Origin of the sequence: Flavobacterium supellecticarium, assembly GCF_004801375.1 — a bacterium.
In the GTDB taxonomy this organism is placed as follows: Bacteria; Bacteroidota; Bacteroidia; order Flavobacteriales; family Flavobacteriaceae; genus Flavobacterium; species Flavobacterium supellecticarium.
Genome location: NZ_SSNZ01000002.1, coordinates 500,818 through 521,677 on the forward strand (window position 1 = coordinate 500,818; position 20,860 = coordinate 521,677).

Sequence of the window (20,860 nt, forward strand, 5' to 3'; positions counted from 1 at the left end):
GGGAGTTTGCTGCAAAAATAAGCCGTAAACCTGAAAAAGGCTATTTTTCGATCAATCTTTTCACGCGTAAGATTAGTTCTTTCGGATTAAAAGGCTTGGCAATAAAGTCATCGGCGCCCAATTTAAAGCCATTAGTAACCGTATTTTCTTCTTCACCCAAAGCCGAAAGAATAATCACCGGTGTATTTGTATAGTTTTCTTTTACAAAATTGGTGATCTCCAAACCGGATTTAAAAGGCAGCATGACATCCGTAATAACCAGATCCGGATTCACTTCCGGAATTTTTTCAATGGCTTCAGAACCATCTCTGGCGATCGTTAACGCGTACCCTTCTTTTTTTAAAATAAATTCAAGAATGTTCATGGTAAGGTTATCGTCTTCAACAATAAGAATTTTCTTTCCGTTGCTCATGGTAATCGGTTAAAAATAATTTTTTGTTTACTTTATACAAAAATAAGGATAATTCCTATGAATACTGTATTACAGGTGTTAATTAACATAGTAAAAACCGAATTAAAATCGATAGTGTAAGCTAAAGTTAAGTTCGGTTTCGTTTTGTTTTAAACCCGGAAGATATTCCTGATTGTTATAGTTAACCTGAATACCGGCCAGGTAATTTTTCCACAATACGCGGTAGTAACCGGCACCAATGCGGTAGGAATTCATCGCGATTCGCTGTTCCAACTGACCTAATACGGATCGTTCGTCCGGCGAAGTTCCATAACCCATGATAACGGTAGCATAATCAAAACGGGAATCGAAATAATAACGGGACGTTAGCGTAAAGGCAGGATATACCTTGCTGTTCTGATTTTGCAGGAACGTACGCAGATTAAGCCAGTAAGAACCAATATATTTTCCGATACCAGCCACAATAGCAGTAAGGTTTTCGTCTACGGTTTTGGTATAACGTCCGCCTAAATCGGCTTCCCAACCGTCGTTAAAATTGTAATAAAAGGAATACCCGACACGCCATTTTGGGAAAACGATATCATCGCTATACGCCGCTCCAACATAGGAATAAGCTTTTTTGCCGGTAAAGAAATAGGATTCGGCTTCATACTGAAGTCCGTCGGCGATCGATGTTTTAAAAGACAAACGATTGGCATAATTCACACGTCCGATCAATGAACCCCATTTGCGTTCGCGGATATATTGTGCACTCCCCAGATTCCATGGACCTACACCATTCCTGTCGAAAAACGTAATACTGTAATTGAGCCCCACACGGTCATTATTGGTCTTTTTGTCCAATAGAAACAAACGTTGTTTGATATCGGTATCATTCGGGAACTGTTTGTCCATTGTTTTTAGATAATCGTAGGCTTTATCATCGTCCTTTTGCAATTCGTAAATGGCCAGTTTTCTAAAATGAAAAGCCTTGTTTTCCGGATACAAAGCAAGTGCCTGATCGGTTACATTGGTCGCTTCCGGATAATTTTTAGCAGTAACTTCCAATTGCGACCAATAGGTATAGGCATCCTCGTATTTCGGATTCTTTTCAACCACTCTTTTATAATAATAGCGTGCACTGTCGATACTTTCCGATAATTGGTAAGCACGGCCTAAAAACAATTGAAAATCGAGATAATCCGGAGCGGCTTTAATTCCGACATGCGCTTTTTTGATCGCTTCCGGATAGTTTTTCCGAACATTAATGTCTTTGATCACCTCGGTTAGAAGACTGTCGGTATTGATTTTTTGCCCCAGCATACCGTTCGAGGCCAATACTACTATAGCAAAAAGGACTATTTTGGTATAATTATGTTGTTTCATTTTCTTTTTTATTTTGGCTGTTAAAACCCAATCGGGGCATATCTCCCCATTTCTGTTCTTTCTGTCTGAAGAATTGCCAGTATCCTTTTAATGAGGCATATATATTCACCGGATGATACGCAAATGGCTCAATAAATGCCATCCCGGTCAGGATCAGTATTTCCTTCAGATTGGCATAATTGCGATATAAAATTTCGTCCAGAAATATCGAAACCAACGTTAAGATCAGGTAGAATAAATATACGAATAAAGAAACGTAAAATAGAAAAACATAATCAATATCCAGTATATAAAAACCGATCAGTAATGAAAAAACACCCAGTAACTCGAGAATCGGAACCATAAATTCGAACGAAAAGAAATAGGGTAGGATCAAAAAGGCCGTCTTACCGTATTTCGGATTAAAAAACATCGTCCGGTGGATGTATAAGGTTTGTACGAGTCCTCTGGCCCAACGGCTTCGTTGACGGATTAAAACCTGCGCATTAGCCGGAACTTCGGTCCAGCATAGCGATTCCGGAATATATTTAATCGAAAATTTCTGTTTGGTATCGTACATATATTTCCGCATCCGGGTAATCAGTTCCATATCTTCACCTAACGATTTGTGCCAATAACCGCCGGCTGCAATGGCAACTTCCTTATCGAACATTCCCAATCCGCCGGAAACCAGTAACAAACCGTTAATCTGACTCCAGGCCATTCGCCCGAAAAGAAACGCCCGTACATATTCCAGTTCCTGAAAACGCGCATACCAATTGGTTGGAAAATGCACTTTTACCAGAAAGCCATCTTTCACTTCACAGGAATTGGAGATTCGGATTCCGGCTCCGGTGGCGATAACTTTCCGCTTGCTTTCCATAAACGGCTTGGCCAGCTTGATAATTGTATCTTTCTTTAAAATGCAATCCACATCGGTACAAAGGAAGAGTGGATGCTTGGCCGAATTGATTCCGGCATTGGAAGCATCGGCCTTACTTTTTCCATTTTCTTTATCAACCACCAATAATTTGGCATAAATAGGATTGGTTGACTTATAATGACCGCGTACTTTCCGTGTTTTGATCTTTTCCTTATAATAAAAATCCACCTGAACCAGCTGGAATTCCCGGATTAATTTTTCGAGCGTATCGTCCACACTACCGTCATTTACAATGATCACCTCAAAATTCGGATACGTAAGCGAAAGCAGCGATTTCACGTTGGAAACAATAGTCGCTCCCTCGTTATAAGCCGGAGCGATTACCGAAACCCCGATCATATTATTGGACTTTACCAATAAATCATCGTGGATAAAATACTTGGCATTCAGGTGTTTTTTGATCGCCAGATACGAAAGCACGGCGAGAAACAGGTAGAATAAAATATAACTGGAAGAGAAAATCGCTACAAATGTCTCGTAGAATCTTTCGAAAGCTTCCAAATAGTATCTCGAAATCATAAGTAAGGATTTTTAACGTGTTTTTTAATTTTAATAATTTCGAAATCTTCTTTGAAATTGGATTTCAGATACGAAGGATCGAGCGTGTCGAGCGTTCGTACCGCTTCGAGTTTGGTCGCCGGATTAACGGATCGGTGTAAATAATCGTCGATAAAGACAATGGATTGCTGATTTCCGATAACGGCCAGTGTTTGCAAAATAGCGATTTTATTTTCAATTTCCTCAGACGCAAACATGTCGATTAACAACGGTTCGGCTTCAAAAAGAAAGAGATCCTGTAAGGCAATGATCACCTCTTTTCGGATCATTTTATTATCCGATTGTAGTAGGGATAATAAGGTGTCTTTTTCGACGGTATAATTGTAATACACCATAAAACGGATACCCAATTTTACGATCGACGGGTTTTGCGCGGTGATCCAATCTTTGATGTTTTTTGGAATCGGGAACTTTTTATGGTACAGTAAGTCCATTACTTTTAATTCGTCGATAAGTGAAATCTCATACGGATAATCACTTAAAAAATCCAGTTTTTTCGAGGTTAACGATATAAACGCGATAAAAGCATTCGAACGCAGAATCCTGTTTTTATGATTCATATATTTTTTTACGAGGCTTTCGCCTTCTTCGTATTCGAGTACCTGGAAATGGTAAATCCCTTTGCATTTAATATACCAACGACGACTGTTAATCAGCTTTTCGCTAAAATTAGGTAGTCCGAAGCTCTTGTAGATATCCAGGATAGGCGCAGTAACTTCTCCTTTAATGTTTTGCTTTAACTCGATAATACTGCTGGTAACCATACTTTTGCACCACGTGCTACCGTAGGGAATCTGTTTTTTAAACTCTCTGATCCGGTATTCGTAATCTTCGGCATCGGTAAAAAGTAATTCGGTAAGGAAAGTTGTAATTTTCTGGCGTACTGCCGAACGGTATTGTTTGCTGTATTCATACACGATACGATCGCTTATTGTGACCAGAATGACCACAATAAGAAAAATGACCAAAAGAGGTACTATAAAATGAATTAAATAGTATTTAAATACTTCCAAACGAATGATTTAGGGTTAATCGCAAAGGTAGTAAATTTTATACGTTTTTGGCGTTAAATTTTTCTAAAACCAAGGCGTAATGTGGCTTAATTCGTTGGTTTTTAGTGGTTTTAGAAGTATTTTTTATAGTCAGAAATTTCTGAAAATGATATAGCTAAACTTATTTCTTAGCGATAGCAGCTTTAAATGTTATCCGAATAAAACTGTTATTAATAAAATCAACACCAGACAGGTTTTTAAGACCGATGACATGTTGATTTCTTAAACTACAGAACTATTTATCGAGCAGCTTTTCGAGTAAAGCCACTTTTTCCTTTTCGGAAGTCACTAATTGCTTTTCGGTTTCCAATAAGCGTTCGTATAACTTTTTATTTTCATCGAGCGCCTCCAGCCATTTTTCAACCGGATTGATATTAAAAGTTGGATAATTGTTGTAAAGCGAATTGCCGGTAGCGGTATCGCTATTATTTACAGTATTAGAAATAATATTAATAGCCGACTCTTCATCAAAACTTTCGATAGCGTTAATTGGGATCTTTAAAATTTCGGAAAGCCTTTGTAGTATTTCTTTCTCTATAGTTTCTTTTTGTTCCAAAAGCGATATTTTTTGCTGATTCCAATCCTCGCCCATTTCAAATGCCAAAGCATCCTGTTTCATACCGAGCATCTCGCGGAACCGTTTGATATTACGTCCCTGATGAATTTTCTTGTTTTTGTCTTTCGTTGTTGTAGTCATGGCGTATAATTTAGAGCGTGAATTAAAGATACAACCAAATAATGGCTTATTAGGATTGTTAGCAGAAATGACTTATAGTAGGGTTTGATTGTCTTACTTTCTATACCTGACAGGTTTCAAAAACGGCTCAGGTATAGGGATTATTTGTTGAGTAACTTTTCCATTAAAGCCACTTTTTCCTTTTCAGTTTCCAATAAGCGTTCGTATAACTTTTTATTTTCATCGAGCGCTTCCAGCCATTTTTCAACAGGATTGATGTTGATGGTAGTATAATTCAAAGTGCCTGAAGCGGTATCGCTATTGTTTACAGTATTGGTAATAATATTGATAGCCGACTCTTCATCAAAATTTTCGATAGCGTTAATAGGGATCTTTAAAATTTCGGAAAGCCTTTGTAGTATTTCTTTCTCTATGGTTTCTTTTTGTTCCAAAAGCGATATTTTTTGCTGATTCCAATCCTCGCCCATTTCAAATGCCAAAGCATCCTGTTTCATACCGAGCATTTCGCGGAACCGTTTGATATTACGTCCCTGATGAATTTTCTTGTTTTTGTCTTTCGTTGTTGTAGTCATGGCGTATAATTTAGAGTGTGAATTAAAGATACACCTAAATAATGACGTATTACAATTATCGGCCGCAATGACCTAGAGAAGGGGGGAGTTGTCTTATTACACCTGACAGGTTTCCAAAACGGGTCAGGTGTAGCAATCAGGTGTAGCGATCCTGTTTTATTTTTCGGGAATCAACGGTTCGGCATTTTGATAATATTCAAAACCATTCCAGGTAAAATTGGTCGCGTCGGTTCCGATATCCCAGGCAAAAATATCCTCCTGATAGGTTTGTACACTTGTGATCATAAAACAGCTACCATCGGGATAATACTCGAAATCATAAATGTTGACGTTATCTTTGTAGTAGCTTTTATCAGTGAGAACGCAGGTCAATAGACCGTCTTTCGGTTCGTATTTTTTATAACAAATAATATTGGTATTTGCATCTTCAACCGTGATCCTTTTGTCGGTTAGGAGATGATCAATATACGTTAAATTTTCGGTGACTTTATAAGTGTTTTGATGATACATAAAAGTAATAGACACTGTGCCGTTTTCCGCATGTACCAGACGATCAATATCCGCTTCCGAATAGGCATAAAAGGAAATATTGGACAATTCGCCATTGATATAGGTTTTTTTGTGGATAATAATGTCGTTTTCGGAATACGTCTCAAAAAGATAGTCCGGTAGGTAATCGGATGTCTCTTTTTCGATCGTTATTTTAGTCCCATTTGCGTCGGTATAATGGTGAATGTTGGGTATCATTGCGATGATGTAAGGTGTTTTTATTTTCGAAGTATATCCTGATTGTATAACTTATTTTTTTCATCCGAAGTAAGATTCTTGAAATCATATTTCATTTCCATTATCTGACTTGGATGTGAAAAACAGTGGAAAACAATTTTCTTTTTAAACAAACTGCTTTCTATTTTTTTAAAGAAGACCTTAAAATCGAAATTACCTTCGATACTGCCTACTTCTTTAATGGATTCATCCAAAATCGATTTCATCCGATGCGTCACTTGTTCGATTACAAGATCGTTTAACTTTTGATCCAAAATCGTAATCTTTTCCGTTAGCCGGGGATACTGTTTTAGCTTACGATAGATATAGCCCTGTTCGATAAGTTTATCGCGCAATTGATTTTTAGCATCCTCCTCCTTATGATCAACAGTGTCGTCATCGGCTAATGCTAACTCCAACATAATTTTTTGGGACATATCGTGATAGAAAAAACCGGAGACAATATTAATCTCTTTATGGCAATTCGTACAAATGCTATCGTTTAGTTTTCCCGAAAGGACCTTGCTTTTTAACTCGGGATTTAGGGTAACATTTACCGATTGGTAGTAGTTTAGCTCCTGTTCGGAATTGCAATGCGGACAGTTTTGACGGGTTTTATTGTTACGACTCATTGATAATGATGTTTTGCAGTGTTGTTATGATGCTACGCAAATATAGTAATCTGACACCATGAGTGTGTTAATTTTTCTCATAGTTGAGAAAATAAAAAGTAGAGGTAATCTAGATTGTGTTACACCAGACAGGTGTGAAATCTATTTAAACCCCTCAAAAACGCCCAGTCCAAACAACGCAAAGTCATATTTTACCGGATCGTTGGGATCCATAAGGCGGAGATTTTTGTCTAGCTCGGCCAAGGCTTTACCATCGTTTTGTTTGCGGGTTAGAAGTCCGAGTTTGCGGGCAACATTTCCAGAATGTACATCCAGCGGACAAGATAGAGCAGCGGGTGAAATCGACTTCCAGATTCCCAAATCCACACCTTTGTTGTCGTTTCTAGCCATCCAACGCAGGAACATGTTGATCCGCTTGGCAGCCGAACCATTTGCCGGATCGGAAATATGTTTTTGCGTACGGTTTTGATGTTCAATTTCAAAAAAGACACGTTTAAATTCCGAAATGCCGGCTTGCATCGAATCCGGTTGCTGATATTGTGCGAACACCGCTTCGAGTCCGTTATGGTTGTGGTAGATATTTTGTAGACTTTTGATAAAAAACACCATATCGGTACCATTAAACGTCCGGTGTACAAAACTTTCCATCCGTTCCAACTGATCGTCGGTATGCGACATTACAAAATCGTAAGGCGAATTGCCCATCAAATCCATCATCCGTTGTGCATTTTTGATAATCATCTTACGGTTTCCCCAAGCTATCGTCGCACTTAGAAAACCGGCAATTTCGATATCTTCTTTTTGCGAATACAAATGCGGAATCTGTATCGGATCGGATTCGATAAAATCAGGATTGTTGTACAAGGCAACCTTTTCGTTTAAAAACGATTGCAATTCGTCAAGTGCCAGTTCCGGATGTGTGGTTTTCATTATAGTGGTTGTCTACTAATTTGTCCGTCGACCATAACCAACTTACGATCGGCCATATTGGCCAATTCTTCGTTATGGGTAACGATGACAAATGTTTGTCCAAATTCGTCCCGTAATTTAAAAAACAACTGGTGTAGGTTTTCAGCCGAATGCGTATCCAGATTTCCGGACGGTTCATCGGCAAAAATCACAGCGGGTTTGTTGATCAGTGAGCGGGCTACAGCTACACGTTGTTGTTCACCACCGGAAAGTTCCCCAGGTTTGTGGTTCATTCGGTGGTATAATCCCAGATAATTCAATAATTTGATGGCTTCGTTTTCCACTTCTTTTTTCTCCTTTCCGGCGATAAAAGCGGGAATACAAACATTTTCAAGAGCCGTGAATTCCGGTAAAAGCTGGTGAAACTGGAAAATAAAACCCAGTTGCTGGTTTCGGAATTTCGACAACGCTTTGTCATTCATTTTTAGGATATCCTCATTGTTGATGAGCAACGAAGTACCAATTTCCACTGTTGGTTTGTCCAGCGTACCCAGAATTTGTAATAGCGTGGTTTTTCCGGCTCCGGAGGCACCCACAATTGAAACGATTTCGCTTTTTTGGATATGCAGATCAACCCCTTTCAACACATGAAGTTTGTCGTAATATTTATGAATATTCTTAGCCTGTATCATTTTAGTGAATTTCTACAAAGAAACGAAGATTTTGAGTAAAATGAAATCCGTAGCCGATATAATTCCGTATAGATATAAAGTTTCGTTAACAACAAAATATCTCCTTTCGGATTTGATTAATTTTGATAAAAACTAAAGTTATGAAAACTATTTTTGTACTACTCATTTCACTAGGGGCGCTGTCGTGCCAATCCAGTGATAAAAAAATAAGTGCCGAAAAAAACAAAGCGATAAATACAATGAACGAACAAAAAGGATTACAAGTGGCCACGGTGGCCGGAGGTTGCTTTTGGTGTACGGAAGCCCTGTTTTTGGAATTAAAAGGCGTTAAAAAAGTAGTGTCCGGTTATACGGGTGGAACGGTTAAAAATCCAACGTATAAAGAAGTGTGTACCGGAACGACCGGTCATGCGGAAGCGATTGAGATCACGTTTGATCCGGGTCAGATTTCCTACGAGGATATCTTAGAAGTCTTTTTTGCAACACACGACCCGACTACTTTAAACCGTCAGGGTGCCGATGTGGGAACGCAATATCGCAGTGAGATTTTTTATCACGACGAAGCTCAGAAAAAAGCAGCTGAAAATTTTATCAAGCTTTTGAATGATCAAAATATTTATGGTAAAAACGTGGTGACTAAAGTAAGTCAGGCGACGACCTTTTATCCGGCCGAAGATTACCATCAGGATTATTACAACCAGAACAAATCGCAACCGTATTGTATGGCGGTAATCAATCCGAAATTGGACAAGCTACGTAAAAACTATAAATCGATGCTAAAATAATTTTGGCATTGATTTTGCGTTATTATGGCATAAAAAAGTGATAAAATGACTGAAATTCAGGTAAAAGCAGCCGCGGCCGACAAACAGCGGAAATTGATGTTGAGCATTCTCTTCGACCTGATCGGATGTATGACCTATTTGCTTCCGTTTTTTGGGGAGTTTCTGGATATTGCCTGGGCTCCGATAGCTGGTTTTATTCTGGCGCGGATGTATAAAGGTACGATCGGTACAGTAGGTGGTATTTTTGCCTTTGTGGAAGAGTTAATGCCGGGACTGGATTTTATTCCAACGTTTACGCTGACCTGGATTTATACCTATGTGATCCGAAAACAGGAATAGCGAGAAGAATATATAGAATATAGAGAAAAGAGGCTGTATTAGGCCTCTTTTTTATTGTGTATACACAGCTGACAGGTTTCAAAAGCCTGTCAGGTGTAGTGTTTATAAGGTGATATGCTTATTCTTTCTTTTTAAAAAGGAATCCCAATCCCATATGGCGAAGCATTTTTTTTACGAAATTCCAGAAAAAAGTAAATTGTCCGAAAATGGTTCCGATAATAACCAAAAGTACTTTATAAACCGGAAGAATGATCACAATTCGCAAGGGCCAATAGAGCCATGGTGTAAGGTTGTCTTTGGTGATGCCAAGCCATTCCACTAACGGTTTCGACAGGTAAGAAGCTGTTGATCCGGTTATGGCAAATACGGTAAAAATGATGACTAACTGGAAGTTGGAAGAAACGCCCCAACGTCGTTTTAATTTTTCCATTGCTTTTGAAATAGGCTCAAAAATACAATTTTTATGGTCGCGGCGCAAAGCCTCCGAGGCGAATATTGTTTTTTAATTGGAAATAGACTAAATAATTATAGAGTAAATAGTTTACTTCATAACCATAATCAGTACCACTGTTATAATCGATGTTCATGGTAAATAAATTCTCTTGTCCCGGCTTTAAACCTGTAACGCGGGTATTCCATCCGGTTACCCAATCGAGATTTCGTACCTCCAGATATTTTTGATCATAAAAACCTCTTGGTTTGGCTCTGGCAATTAGCCAGGAATTAAAACCGGGATCGATAATAATGATCTCGTATTGCAATTCGTCATTAGCGATACGAACGGTGTCATTCGTTGTAGCCGTCGGATCAATTTCGGCGCGATCGGCCGCGGTAACGGGTCTGGGGGTAGTACAACTCCAGAGAACAATCAGGAAAAACAAAATTCCGGAGTAAAGCAGCTTTTTCATAGGATTGTTTTCCTATAAAAATACTAAAAATGCGCAGGATAGCCACTGTTTTTAACAAAAAAAGCCGGGTGATTACCCGGCTTTCTGTAAAATGATATGATTTTATCTTCCGAAAAGTTTTCCAAAAATCCCGCCAATTCCGCCTTTTTTGGTTACGGCTGCCATAGCGTCGCTCATATCCACTTTTCCGTCGTTGTTCTGATCCAAACCAAATTGACCACCATATTTGGAAATGGCATCCATAAGTCCGGAATTGCCGTTTCCACCGGAAATGGCACTCACAATGTCGGCAATATCAAAGCCTTTTTGGTTCGGGTCTTTTGCTTTATTGATCAATGAACCTAGGACATTTGGAATCAAACTACCGGCCACACCCGAAGCGGCTTCCGTGCTCAATCCGAATTTTTGTCCCAGATCACCGGTGAGTTGCTCGGATAATTGTTGTACCACCGGATTGGAACCGGATGTGGCATTATTACCCTGAAACAGCCCGGCTAATTGATCCATGTTTCCTTCGGAAGCTATTTTTTGAAGTCCGGTAAAAATGGAACTTCCGGCTTGTTGCATAACGTCCTGGTTTAATTCGTTCGGGATAGCCTCGTTTTTAACAATGGCATCGCCGCCATATTGCTGTACTAATTGCGTTAATTGTTCGAGCATAGCGTTTGATTTAGAGTTGCTTATCAAATGTACGCAAAAAAACAATTGTCCGTATTAGGCGTCATTTTTTAATAAACTGATAATCTGTTCGGCCAGTTCAGTTCCGATGCGCTCCTGTGCTTCCAGTGTGGCTGCTCCGATATGCGGCGTTAGTGAAATTTTAGGGTTCATCAATACCTGAATAGCCGGTGTGGGTTCTTCTTCAAAAACATCCAATCCGGCAAAGAGTACTTTTTCGTCTTCCAAAGCATCAATCAGTGCCACTTCGTCGATCACACCGCCACGGGCACAATTAATAATGCCGACATCCTGTTTCATCAGGTCAAATTCGGCTTTTCCGATAACATAACCATCCTGAGCCGGAACGTGTAGACTGATAAAATCCGAATGCCGTAAAACATCTTCCATCGGTTCCGTTTCGATATCGACATTGATAAACTGACCATTGTAGAAGTCGACTTTAATGGTCGCTTCTTCCACATAGGTATCGGTTGCGATTACTTTCATGCCCAATCCCAAGGCTATTCGGGCCACTTCACGGCCAATACGTCCGAAACCGATAATTCCGATCGTTTTGCCGCGTAATTCGATTCCATTGGCATAGGCTTTTTTCAGACTGTTAAACTGCGTATCGCCATCCAAAGGCATATTCCGATTGGCATCGTGCAAAAAGCGCGCTCCGGAAAACAGATGGGCAAAAACAAGTTCGGCCACCGATTCGGATGAGGCAGCCGGAGTATTGATCACATGTAATCCTTTTTCGCGGGCATAGGTTACGTCGATATTATCCATTCCAACGCCGCCGCGACCAATCACTTTTAAGGTCGGACAACTGTCGATGATGTCTTTTCGTATTTTAGTCGCACTGCGCACTAATACTACGTCGATTTGATGTTTGTTGATATAATTGGCAACCTGTTCCTGGGCTACTTTGGTCGTGATTACTTCAAAACCGCCGGCTTCCAAAGCATTGATCCCACTTTGAGACAGGCCGTCGTTCGCTAATACTTTCATAATATGTTGGGTGTCATTAAATTCGTTAGGCAATTCGTTCTAATTCTTTCATGGCGTCGACTAAAACCTGTACACTTTCCAATGGTAAAGCATTGTACATCGATGCCCGGTAACCGCCCACGGAACGGTGTCCGTTGAGTCCGGATATGCCGGCATTTTTCCATAAATTGTCGAAAAGGGCTGCATGGGCTTCGTTTTCGAGTAAAAAAGTTGCATTCATTTTCGAACGATCCTCTGTCGCTGCCGTTCCTTTAAACAACGGATTACGGTCGATTTCGTTATATAATAATGCGGCTTTGGCTTCGTTTACTTTTTCGATAGCCGGAATTCCGCCCAGATTTTGCAACCATTTCAGCGTTAGCAAAGAGGTGTAAACCGCAAAAACAGGCGGTGTATTGTACATACTCTCTTTGTCGATATGCTGTTGGTAGTTTAGGATATTGGGAATGGATCGTCCGGTTTTATTTAGCAAACCTTCCTTGATTACGACTAAGGTTGTTCCGGCAGGTCCCATATTTTTTTGCGCTCCGGCATAAATCAGATCAAATTTTGAAAAATCCAGCGTACGGGAAAAGATATCGGAACTCATGTCGCAAACCAGCGGAACATTCGTTTCCGGAAACTGACGCATTTGCGTACCGTATATCGTATTGTTGCTCGTACAGTGAAAATAATCAGCATCGGTCGGAATTTCGAACGATTTCGGAATATGATTGTAATTTTCCGGTTTGGAGGAAGCGACGACTACAGTATCACCAAAAGCTTTGGCTTCTTTAATCGCGCCGCTCGCCCAGGTTCCGGTGTCGAGATAGGCTGCTTTGCCGTTTACGGTCATCAAGTTGTACGGAACGCGTAGGAATTCCATACTGGCGCCGCCTTGTAAAAATACGGCGTGATAGCCTTTTCCGCTAAGTCCTAAAAGATCGAGCGCCAACGCACGAGCTTCTTTCATTACGGCGACAAATTCTTTGCTGCGATGTGAAATTTCTAGTATGGATAAACCGGTACCGTTAAAATCTAAAACGGCTTCGGAGGCTTGTTGAAATACTTCTTGTGGTAAAATGCAGGGACCTGCACTGAAATTGTGTTTTTTCATTTATAGCATTAATCTTTGAAAACCTGAATTACAACCTCTTTATCCACAAGATCGGTAAACTTACCGTTGTAGCGGGTTGCCTTAACTAAATGATTGTCGATCCAGTGGTAGTTGCCGCCACGCGGTTTACCCATCAGGATACTGTGATACCGGAAGCCGTGTTTCTGAAGCCATTGTTCGGTAACCTCACGGTGTGCTTCGGTTCGCGAGGTAAAAAAGCAAATTATATGACCTTCGTCATACCATTTGTTTATGGTTTCCAGCGCATCGGGAAAAGGAAGGCAGGTTGCCATTCGTTCCGGTTCCTCGTTTGGAATATCGTCGGTAATGGTACCGTCGATATCAATGAGGTAGTTTTTAATCCCGTCTTTTAAAACAGGACTAACATTGTCTTTGTGTTCTAGTTGCATTGAAGTGTGTTTAGGAGCGTAAATTTCCTAAAAAAAATGCTCTTAATCACAAAAACATTGCTAAAAGTTAGATCTTTATCAGAAAATCGATTGTATCTACGTTATCTGCATAGTCCCAAAGCTTTGGTTTCTGGGTCTGGCCGAAAGAAATACTGTCGGAAATGATACCGTTCGAAACGATACATTGCAACTGATCTTTGTCGGCTTCCAATCGGGATTTCAGGTTTTCGGCCGAATCGTAATATTCATAAAAAACAGATGAAATAGGCGAGGCGTAGCTGCTATCTTCCTTTAGTGTCATAAACTCGTTATCGAGCAATTCAAACCGACTCATCAAAAATACCGCTTTGTTATAATCGTAGTTATTCGCGTATTTTTCGTAGTGGATGATGTCGCCGTATTCGAACATGGCTTCAAAAAACAATTTAAAATCATATCCTTTGGGTAAAAAAAGTTTTGAGACGTTACGACATCCCAAACCAAAATAGCGGAAAATATCTTCACCAAGGTTGATCAGGTCTTCTTTGGTTTCGTTCCCGTCTAGTACGGCTACGGAATTTCTGTTTTTACGGATGATATTCGGTTTGTCTTTAAAATAATATTCAAAATAGCGTGCGGTATTATTGCTTCCGGTAGCGATTACAGCATCAAAATTTTCCAGTTTGCCTTCGGTAAACGTGATATAGGATTCCAGTTCCGGATTAACGGCAATCAGGTATTGCGCCAGAAACGGTAATAATTTCTGATCGTTGGATGACATTTTTACCACTACTTTATGACCGGATAGTACCACCGATAAAAAATCGTGAAAGCCAACCAACGGGATATTTCCGGCCAGAATTAATCCTACAGTTTTGGGTTGGTTCTCCGGAAAATCATAACGGGATAACCATTGGTTTATATTGGCTTCGGTCAGGGCTTCGGCCCAGGATTGTACTGCAAAATAAACCTGTTCGGGTGTAAACCATCCGTTATGGGATTGCGACAGATTGATCAAGTCGATAAAAGCGTCATAAAAACGATCATTGTGTTTTACCGCCGGGTTGGGCGTGTTGCCGTTTGCGGTGAATTGGCTTAAAAAGGTGCCTAATTCAATAAAACTTGCTTTTTTATCGCTTTGTCTCATGTCTGATTTGTTTATGAATGGTTTTGATTGTAATTTTGTGCAAAAATAATAAAATTAGCTATGGCAATCATTATAACAGACGAATGTATCAATTGCGGGGCTTGCGAACCGGAGTGCCCGAATACTGCGATCTATGAAGGAGCCGACGATTGGCGCTATAAAGATGGTACAAAACTAACCGGTAAAATTGTACTTCCGGACGGAACGGAAATAGATGCGGAAGCGGCACAAACGCCTATTTCGGATGATATTTATTATATCGTTCCCGGAAAATGTACTGAATGTAAAGGGTTTCACGAAGAACCACAATGTGCAGCGGTTTGTCCGGTTGATTGTTGTGTTCCGGACGATAACCACGTGGAAAGCGAAGAAGTACTTTTACAACGACAGTCGTTTTTACACAACGAATAAAAATACAAAACCCTCTGAATGTTCAGAGGGTTTTGCTTTTTTTTGAGAGTATTAATTCCGAATGATTTCGGCTTTTTCAATAATCATAGTGTCTGTTTTCGGATCGTAGGTTTCCATGATCAGGTTTCCGTTTCCGTCAAAATATCCTGTTGAAATTTTATTTTTAGCTTTCATGATATAGTGGTTGGTCAGAGATGTTTCGCGAAGAATACCCAATTGTTTTTTAGTATCGGGATTCATGATAACATAACCTACTTTATCCAGCATTACCTGATAACGCTGACCGTTATAAGTATAATATGCCGAACGGTCTACATCTACATAACGGGTTACTCCGTCTACAGTAACCTGAACTTTGGACATCACCTGAGTTGGTCCCAGTTTCATTTCTTTGTTTAACGATTTGGAATTGGCATCTTTTAGTTCAACGTCCTGAACTTTATCCAGCTCTTCCGTTTTTACAATTTTGCGCTCTCCGTCGGAATCTTTAACAGTACGAACTGTTGTTTTTACTTCCGATTGCACGTTGGTATTCTGAGCGTATAGGCACGCTGAGAATGCTAGTAATATCAAACTTAAAATCGATTTTTTCATATTATTTTTTATTTTAAGGTTACTATTTAACAAATATAAGCTATTGCGACCTAAAAATTAAACAAATTGTATTAAAATTTTTATAAAAATCTAAAAATTAGATGATCAAATGTTCAAAAGGAAATAGGTTGATTTTTAGGTAATAATCAATATATTTGCAGACTTTTTAAAACGCACATTATGAAAGCCGGAATTGTAGGATTACCAAATGTAGGAAAATCAACCTTGTTCAATTGTTTGTCAAATGCCAAAGCGCAAAGTGCTAACTTTCCGTTTTGTACGATCGAACCTAATATCGGAGTGGTAAACGTACCGGATCCGCGATTGGAAAAGCTGGAAGAACTGGTACAACCGGAGCGCGTACAACCGGCTACTGTGGATATCGTGGATATCGCCGGTCTGGTAAAAGGAGCGAGTAAAGGGGAAGGGTTGGGGAACCAGTTCTTAGGAAATATTCGCGAGTGTAATGCGATTATTCACGTATTGCGTTGTTTTGATAATGATAACATTGTGCACGTAGACGGAAGTGTAAATCCGATCCGCGATAAAGAAACAATCGATATCGAATTACAGTTAAAAGATCTTGAAACCGTTGAAAAAAGACTTGAAAAAGTAAAAAAGGCGGCTAAAACAGGAAATAAAGAAGCACAGGTGGAAGAAGGATTGCTAAACCGCATCCGTGAAGCCTTATTGGCGGCGAAATCAGCGCGTACCGTAGTACCGCAAACAAATGACGAAGAGGTTTTGATGGAAGGTTTCCAATTGATCACGGCCAAACCGGTATTGTATGTCTGTAATGTTGACGAAGGTGCTGCGGCAACCGGAAATGCCTATGTGGATCAGGTTCGCGAACTGGTAAAAGATGAAAACGCTGAGGTAATCGTTTTGGCGGTTGGAACCGAAGCCGATATTACCGAGTTGGAGACGTATGAAGAGCGTAAAATGTTCCTGGAAGATTTAGGCTTAAAAGAACCGGGATCGTCTGTGTTAATTCGTGCGGCCTATAAATTACTAAACCAACAGACGTATTTTACGGCGGGTGTAAAAGAAGTACGTGCGTGGACGATCAATATTGGAGACACGGCGCCAAAAGCAGCCGGTGTAATCCATACGGATTTCGAAAAAGGATTTATCCGTGCCGAAGTAATCGCGTATGACGATTATGTGAATTTCGGATCGGAAGCCAAAGTAAAAGAAGCGGGAAAACTACGTGTTGAAGGAAAAGAGTATATCGTAAAAGATGGGGATGTAATGCACTTCCGTTTTAACGTATAAGTTTTTATTTCGATACTACTATAATATAAAGGTGCTGTTTTTATAGCACCTTTTTTTGTGGGCTTCTGACATTATTGTTACTTTTAGCTCTTATATAAAAAACGTGAACCTATGAAAATAATTGCTTTCGGCGGGAGTAACAGCCATAGCTCCATTAATAAGAAATTAGCAACCTATGTCGCGCATTTATTCGAAAATGCCGATATCGAAGTTTTGGATTTAAACGATTATGCCTTACCGGTTTTCAGTGTTGATCTGGAAAAGGAAATCGGACACCCAAAGCAGGCTGTGGATTTTTTGGAAAAAATAGGAAGTGCTCAGATTCTGGTGGTTTCTTTGGCTGAAAATAATGGGAATTATTCGGTTGCTTTTAAAAATATTTTCGACTGGTGTTCGCGGAAACACAAAGATGTTTTTCAGGGCAAACCTTTATTATTGATGGCAACATCACCCGGCGGAAGAGGTGGTGCCAGTGTTTTGGAAATTGCAAAAAACAGCCTGCCGCGATACGGTGCCAATATCATAGCAACGTTCTCATTGCCGAGTTTTTATGAAAATTTCGATGTAGATAAGGAGCAGATATCCAACATTTTATATGATAACCAGATAAAAGATGTTGTAAAGGAATTCGCATTCTGATAAAAGCGGCCTGTAATTTGAAGAGGTTTTTAAAACGTAATTGCGAACCCTATGAAAATCGTTAAAAAAAGTCTTCGAATTGTATTCCGATTCCTGCTTGGAATCATTGCTTTTGTAATCGTGTATGTGGTCGCGGTACTACTGTTATCGCGCATTCCGGTTAATTCGGATTTACAACACGATCAAGCCGAAATTCCGGTGTATATCATAACGAATGGCGTGCATACGGACATTGTTGTTCCGGCTAAAAATGCCATTGTCGACTGGACACGGGAAATTCGTTTTGAGCATACCCGATCGCAAGACAGTATCGCGAATTATATCGCCTTTGGATGGGGTGATAAAAGTTTTTATCTCGATACGCCCGAATGGTCGGATTTAAAAGCAAGTACGGCTTTTAAGGCGGTTTCCGGACTCGGATCGTCGGCGATGCATACTACTTTTTACAGAAAAATAAAGGAAGGAAACGATTGTCGTAAATTGCTGCTTACACAAGCGGAATACCAACAATTAACCGCTTATATAGTTCAAAGTTTTAAGCGAAATTCCGACGGGAAATTACAATGGATAACAGGGTATAGTTATGGTAAAAACGATGCTTTTTACGAAGCAAAAGGTGCTTATAATCTGTTTTATACCTGTAATACCTGGGCGAATAACGCGTTAAAAGCCGGACAGCAGAAAGCTTGTTTATGGACGGTTTACGACAAAGGAATTTTTTACCATTACGAAAAAGAAAAATAATGAAATTAAAGAAAAATACACTCTACCTGCTTTTACTTTTTTTTGCCAGTTTTTTGGCCTATTTTATCGGAAAAGACTTCCAGTACGATCCGCAGTTAAAAGTAGTTTTTACGGTGATGAAATATCTCGCGGCGGCCTTATTGTTTGTCTCGGTTTTTGCCTCGGTGTCAACTACTCGGGAAATGATTTCGGCAACCGAATTACAACCAAAGGCGTTATGGATTATTCTGGCATTACTACCGATTTTATTTTGCATCGCCATTTTTATACTGTCACTAACGGTATATAAACTTCAATTATTTTGATCATCAGATAATCAAAAAGTTACCGAAATCGTTTGATAACTTTATCCGGGCGTACTTTCATTTTTTCGGTAGAAATGTTATATTAGCAGAAAATCCGAAATTTCTTTATGCTAGAGCAAAATCAGTACACCGAAGACAACATACGTTCACTCGATTGGAAAGAACATATCCGTATGCGTCCCGGAATGTATATCGGGAAACTTGGAGACGGATCTTCGCCGGACGACGGTATTTACATCCTTCTGAAAGAAGTCCTGGATAACTGTATCGACGAGTTTGTAATGGGCGCCGGAAAAACCATTGAAGTCACGGTAAAAGACAAAATGGTGACCGTTCGCGATTACGGACGTGGAATCCCGTTGGGAAAAGTGATCGATGTGGTTTCCAAAATGAATACAGGAGGAAAGTACGACTCCAAAGCATTTAAAAAATCGGTCGGATTAAACGGGGTGGGAACCAAGGCGGTTAATGCCTTGTCGACCTATTTCCGTGTGGAATCCGTTCGGGACAACCAGCAAAAGGCCGCCGAATTCTCGGCCGGTAACCTGACATTGGAAGAAGAGGTTGTGGAAACAACAAAACGTAAAGGAACCAAAGTTAGCTTTGTAGCCGACGAAACCATTTTTAAGCATTACAAATACCGTAACGAGTATATTGTAAAAATGCTTAAAAACTATTGCTATCTGAATACCGGACTTACGATCGTATACAATGGCGAAAAGTTTTATTCCGATAACGGATTAAAAGATTTGTTGGAGGAAAACATCTCCGAAGAAGACATGATCTATCCGATTATCCATCTCAAAGGAGAGGATATCGAAGTCGCCATAACCCATAGCAAAACACAATATTCAGAAGAATACTATTCATTCGTAAACGGACAAAATACCACGCAGGGAGGAACCCATTTAGGGGCTTTCCGGGAAGCGATTGTCCGCACGATAAAAGAATTTTACAATAAAAACTTTGAGGCATCCGATGTTCGGAAATCCATTGTTTCGGCGATTTCGGTAAAAGTAGAGGAACCGGTTTTCGAATCGCAGACCAAAACCAAACTGGGATCGACTGATATGGGACCGGATATGCCGACGGTACGAACCTATGTAAACGATTTTGTAAAAACCAAACTCGATAATTTCCTACATAAAAATCCGGAAATTGCCGATGCGTTACTCCGCAAAATTTTACAGGCCGAACGCGAACGGAAAGAACTGTCCGGTATCCGGAAACTGGCCAAAGAAAGAGCTAAAAAAGCGAGTTTACACAACCGGAAGCTACGCGATTGTCGGGTGCATTTAACCGATATCAAAAACCCGCGTTACCTCGAAAGCACACTGTTTATCACCGAGGGAGACTCGGCTTCCGGGTCGATCACCAAATCCAGAGATGTCAATACGCAGGCCGTGTTCAGTTTACGGGGAAAACCGTTAAACTCCTACGGTATGACGAAAAAGATCGTATACGAAAACGAAGAGTTTAACCTGTTGCAGGCTGCTTTAAACATTGAGGAAGATATGGGCGATCTGCGTTACAACAATATTGTAATCGCAACCGATGCCGATGTCGACGGAATGCACATCCGTTTATTATTAATCACATTCTTTTTGCAATTTTTCCCGGAACTGATCAAAGAAGGGCATTTATACATATTGCAAACGCCGTTATTCCGGGTGCGAAACAAAAAAGAGACGATCTATTGTTACAGCGAGGAGGAACGGGTAGCAGCCATAGAAAAACTAAAACCAAAACCCGAAATAACCCGATTCAAAGGATTAGGAGAGATTTCGCCGGACGAGTTTAAATATTTTATCGGAGAAGACATTCGTCTGGATCCGGTAATGTTGGATAAAGCAACCTCGATCGAGCGTTTACTCGAATTCTATATGGGAAAAAATACACCCGACCGTCAGGAGTTTATCATCAAAAACCTGAAAGTGGAATTGGATGTAGTAGCAGATAAATAAAGTGAATTTCAAAT

26 protein-coding genes are annotated in these 20,860 nt (G+C 40.0%); 8 read left to right on the top strand and 18 right to left on the bottom strand.

Features of this window, described 5'->3' with window-relative positions; genetic code table 11:
• Positions 1-40 precede the first annotated feature (40 nt).
• The 10 genes from E6C50_RS06870 to E6C50_RS06915 all read right to left on the bottom strand — a co-directional run bounded on the left by E6C50_RS06870 (position 41) and on the right by E6C50_RS06915 (position 8,576).
• Positions 41-412 carry a response regulator transcription factor gene (locus E6C50_RS06870; protein WP_136402464.1) on the bottom strand — a complete coding sequence of 124 codons (372 nt, stop codon included), beginning with the start codon at positions 410-412 and terminating at the stop codon, positions 41-43.
• A gap of 102 nt (positions 413-514) precedes the next feature.
• Positions 515-1,777 (bottom strand): YaiO family outer membrane beta-barrel protein, encoded by a 1,263-nt coding sequence (locus E6C50_RS06875; protein WP_136402465.1) that lies wholly within the window; start codon positions 1,775-1,777, stop codon positions 515-517.
• On the bottom strand, positions 1,764-3,218 hold the full coding sequence (locus E6C50_RS06880) for a glycosyltransferase family 2 protein (protein WP_136402466.1): 1,455 nt from the start codon (positions 3,216-3,218) through the stop codon (positions 1,764-1,766). The genes E6C50_RS06875 and E6C50_RS06880 overlap by 14 nt, the downstream gene beginning before the upstream one ends.
• Entirely contained in the window at positions 3,215-4,270 is a 1,056-nt protein-coding gene (locus E6C50_RS06885) for a HEAT repeat domain-containing protein (protein ID WP_136402467.1), read from the bottom strand. The genes E6C50_RS06880 and E6C50_RS06885 overlap by 4 nt, the downstream gene beginning before the upstream one ends.
• A 274-nt stretch (positions 4,271-4,544) precedes the next feature.
• Positions 4,545-5,006, bottom strand: coding sequence for a helix-turn-helix transcriptional regulator (locus tag E6C50_RS06890; RefSeq protein ID WP_136402468.1), 462 nt, complete (start codon positions 5,004-5,006; stop codon positions 4,545-4,547).
• Between the two features lie 140 nt (positions 5,007-5,146).
• Positions 5,147-5,578 carry a helix-turn-helix transcriptional regulator gene (locus E6C50_RS06895; protein ID WP_136402469.1) on the bottom strand — a complete coding sequence of 144 codons (432 nt, stop codon included), beginning with the start codon at positions 5,576-5,578 and terminating at the stop codon, positions 5,147-5,149.
• 156 nt (positions 5,579-5,734) lie between these two features.
• Positions 5,735-6,325 (bottom strand): hypothetical protein, encoded by a 591-nt coding sequence (locus E6C50_RS06900; RefSeq protein WP_136402470.1) that lies wholly within the window; start codon positions 6,323-6,325, stop codon positions 5,735-5,737.
• A 20-nt stretch (positions 6,326-6,345) separates the two neighbouring features.
• On the bottom strand, positions 6,346-6,975 hold the full coding sequence (locus E6C50_RS06905; RefSeq protein ID WP_136402471.1) for a CpXC domain-containing protein: 630 nt from the start codon (positions 6,973-6,975) through the stop codon (positions 6,346-6,348).
• A 141-nt stretch (positions 6,976-7,116) separates the two neighbouring features.
• Positions 7,117-7,905: a TIGR02757 family protein gene (locus tag E6C50_RS06910; protein ID WP_136402472.1), complete on the bottom strand. Its 789-nt coding sequence runs from the start codon at positions 7,903-7,905 to the stop codon at positions 7,117-7,119.
• Positions 7,905-8,576 carry an ABC transporter ATP-binding protein gene (locus E6C50_RS06915; protein ID WP_136402473.1) on the bottom strand — a complete coding sequence of 224 codons (672 nt, stop codon included), beginning with the start codon at positions 8,574-8,576 and terminating at the stop codon, positions 7,905-7,907. Before E6C50_RS06915 ends, E6C50_RS06910 begins: the two co-directional genes overlap by 1 nt.
• Before the next feature lie 140 nt (positions 8,577-8,716).
• Here E6C50_RS06915 and msrA point away from each other — a divergent pair, with 140 nt between their 5' ends.
• Together msrA and E6C50_RS06925 are read left to right on the top strand one after the other, a co-directional pair.
• The gene (msrA, locus tag E6C50_RS06920; RefSeq protein ID WP_136402474.1) at positions 8,717-9,361 is read left to right on the top strand and encodes a peptide-methionine (S)-S-oxide reductase MsrA; all 645 of its coding nucleotides are present in this window, start codon (positions 8,717-8,719) and stop codon (positions 9,359-9,361) included.
• Between the two features lie 45 nt (positions 9,362-9,406).
• Entirely contained in the window at positions 9,407-9,700 is a 294-nt protein-coding gene (locus E6C50_RS06925; protein ID WP_136402475.1) for a hypothetical protein, read from the top strand.
• Between the two features lie 118 nt (positions 9,701-9,818).
• Here the strand turns inward: E6C50_RS06925 and E6C50_RS06930 are convergent, their stop codons facing one another.
• The 7 genes from E6C50_RS06930 to E6C50_RS06960 form a co-directional block, all read right to left on the bottom strand.
• Positions 9,819-10,130 carry a DUF6787 family protein gene (locus E6C50_RS06930; protein WP_136402476.1) on the bottom strand — a complete coding sequence of 104 codons (312 nt, stop codon included), beginning with the start codon at positions 10,128-10,130 and terminating at the stop codon, positions 9,819-9,821.
• Positions 10,131-10,161: 31 nt separating this feature from the next.
• Positions 10,162-10,608 (bottom strand): DUF6146 family protein, encoded by a 447-nt coding sequence (locus E6C50_RS06935; protein WP_136402477.1) that lies wholly within the window; start codon positions 10,606-10,608, stop codon positions 10,162-10,164.
• A gap of 102 nt (positions 10,609-10,710) precedes the next feature.
• Complete coding sequence (locus tag E6C50_RS06940) at positions 10,711-11,268, bottom strand: DUF937 domain-containing protein (RefSeq protein WP_136402478.1); 558 nt, start codon at positions 11,266-11,268, stop codon at positions 10,711-10,713.
• 54 nt (positions 11,269-11,322) lie between these two features.
• Positions 11,323-12,282, bottom strand: a complete 960-nt coding sequence (locus tag E6C50_RS06945; RefSeq protein WP_136402479.1) for a D-2-hydroxyacid dehydrogenase — start codon at positions 12,280-12,282, stop codon at positions 11,323-11,325.
• Positions 12,283-12,307: 25 nt separating this feature from the next.
• Positions 12,308-13,378, bottom strand: coding sequence for a 3-phosphoserine/phosphohydroxythreonine transaminase (serC, locus tag E6C50_RS06950; RefSeq protein ID WP_136402480.1), 1,071 nt, complete (start codon positions 13,376-13,378; stop codon positions 12,308-12,310).
• 8 nt (positions 13,379-13,386) lie between these two features.
• A complete protein-coding gene (locus tag E6C50_RS06955) occupies positions 13,387-13,788 on the bottom strand; it encodes an LNS2 domain-containing protein (RefSeq protein WP_136402481.1) in 402 nt (133 codons plus the stop codon).
• A gap of 67 nt (positions 13,789-13,855) precedes the next feature.
• Entirely contained in the window at positions 13,856-14,914 is a 1,059-nt protein-coding gene (locus E6C50_RS06960; protein WP_136402482.1) for an acyl-CoA reductase, read from the bottom strand.
• A gap of 60 nt (positions 14,915-14,974) precedes the next feature.
• Here E6C50_RS06960 and E6C50_RS06965 point away from each other — a divergent pair, with 60 nt between their 5' ends.
• Positions 14,975-15,325, top strand: coding sequence for a 4Fe-4S dicluster domain-containing protein (locus E6C50_RS06965; RefSeq protein ID WP_136402483.1), 351 nt, complete (start codon positions 14,975-14,977; stop codon positions 15,323-15,325).
• A gap of 51 nt (positions 15,326-15,376) precedes the next feature.
• Here the strand turns inward: E6C50_RS06965 and E6C50_RS06970 are convergent, their stop codons facing one another.
• Entirely contained in the window at positions 15,377-15,919 is a 543-nt protein-coding gene (locus E6C50_RS06970; protein WP_136402484.1) for a hypothetical protein, read from the bottom strand.
• Between the two features lie 180 nt (positions 15,920-16,099).
• Between E6C50_RS06970 and ychF the strand changes: the two genes are divergently transcribed.
• From ychF to E6C50_RS06995, 5 genes are all read left to right on the top strand, one after another.
• Positions 16,100-17,194: a redox-regulated ATPase YchF gene (gene ychF, locus E6C50_RS06975; RefSeq protein ID WP_136402485.1), complete on the top strand. Its 1,095-nt coding sequence runs from the start codon at positions 16,100-16,102 to the stop codon at positions 17,192-17,194.
• 111 nt (positions 17,195-17,305) lie between these two features.
• Positions 17,306-17,833, top strand: coding sequence for an NADPH-dependent FMN reductase (locus E6C50_RS06980; protein ID WP_136402486.1), 528 nt, complete (start codon positions 17,306-17,308; stop codon positions 17,831-17,833).
• Between the two features lie 51 nt (positions 17,834-17,884).
• Entirely contained in the window at positions 17,885-18,577 is a 693-nt protein-coding gene (locus E6C50_RS06985) for a TIGR02117 family protein (RefSeq protein ID WP_136402487.1), read from the top strand.
• Positions 18,577-18,882, top strand: a complete 306-nt coding sequence (locus E6C50_RS06990) for a hypothetical protein (RefSeq protein ID WP_136402488.1) — start codon at positions 18,577-18,579, stop codon at positions 18,880-18,882. The genes E6C50_RS06985 and E6C50_RS06990 overlap by 1 nt, the downstream gene beginning before the upstream one ends.
• 107 nt (positions 18,883-18,989) lie before the next feature.
• Positions 18,990-20,846, top strand: a complete 1,857-nt coding sequence (locus E6C50_RS06995; RefSeq protein WP_136402489.1) for a DNA topoisomerase IV subunit B — start codon at positions 18,990-18,992, stop codon at positions 20,844-20,846.
• Positions 20,847-20,860: the final 14 nt, after the last annotated feature.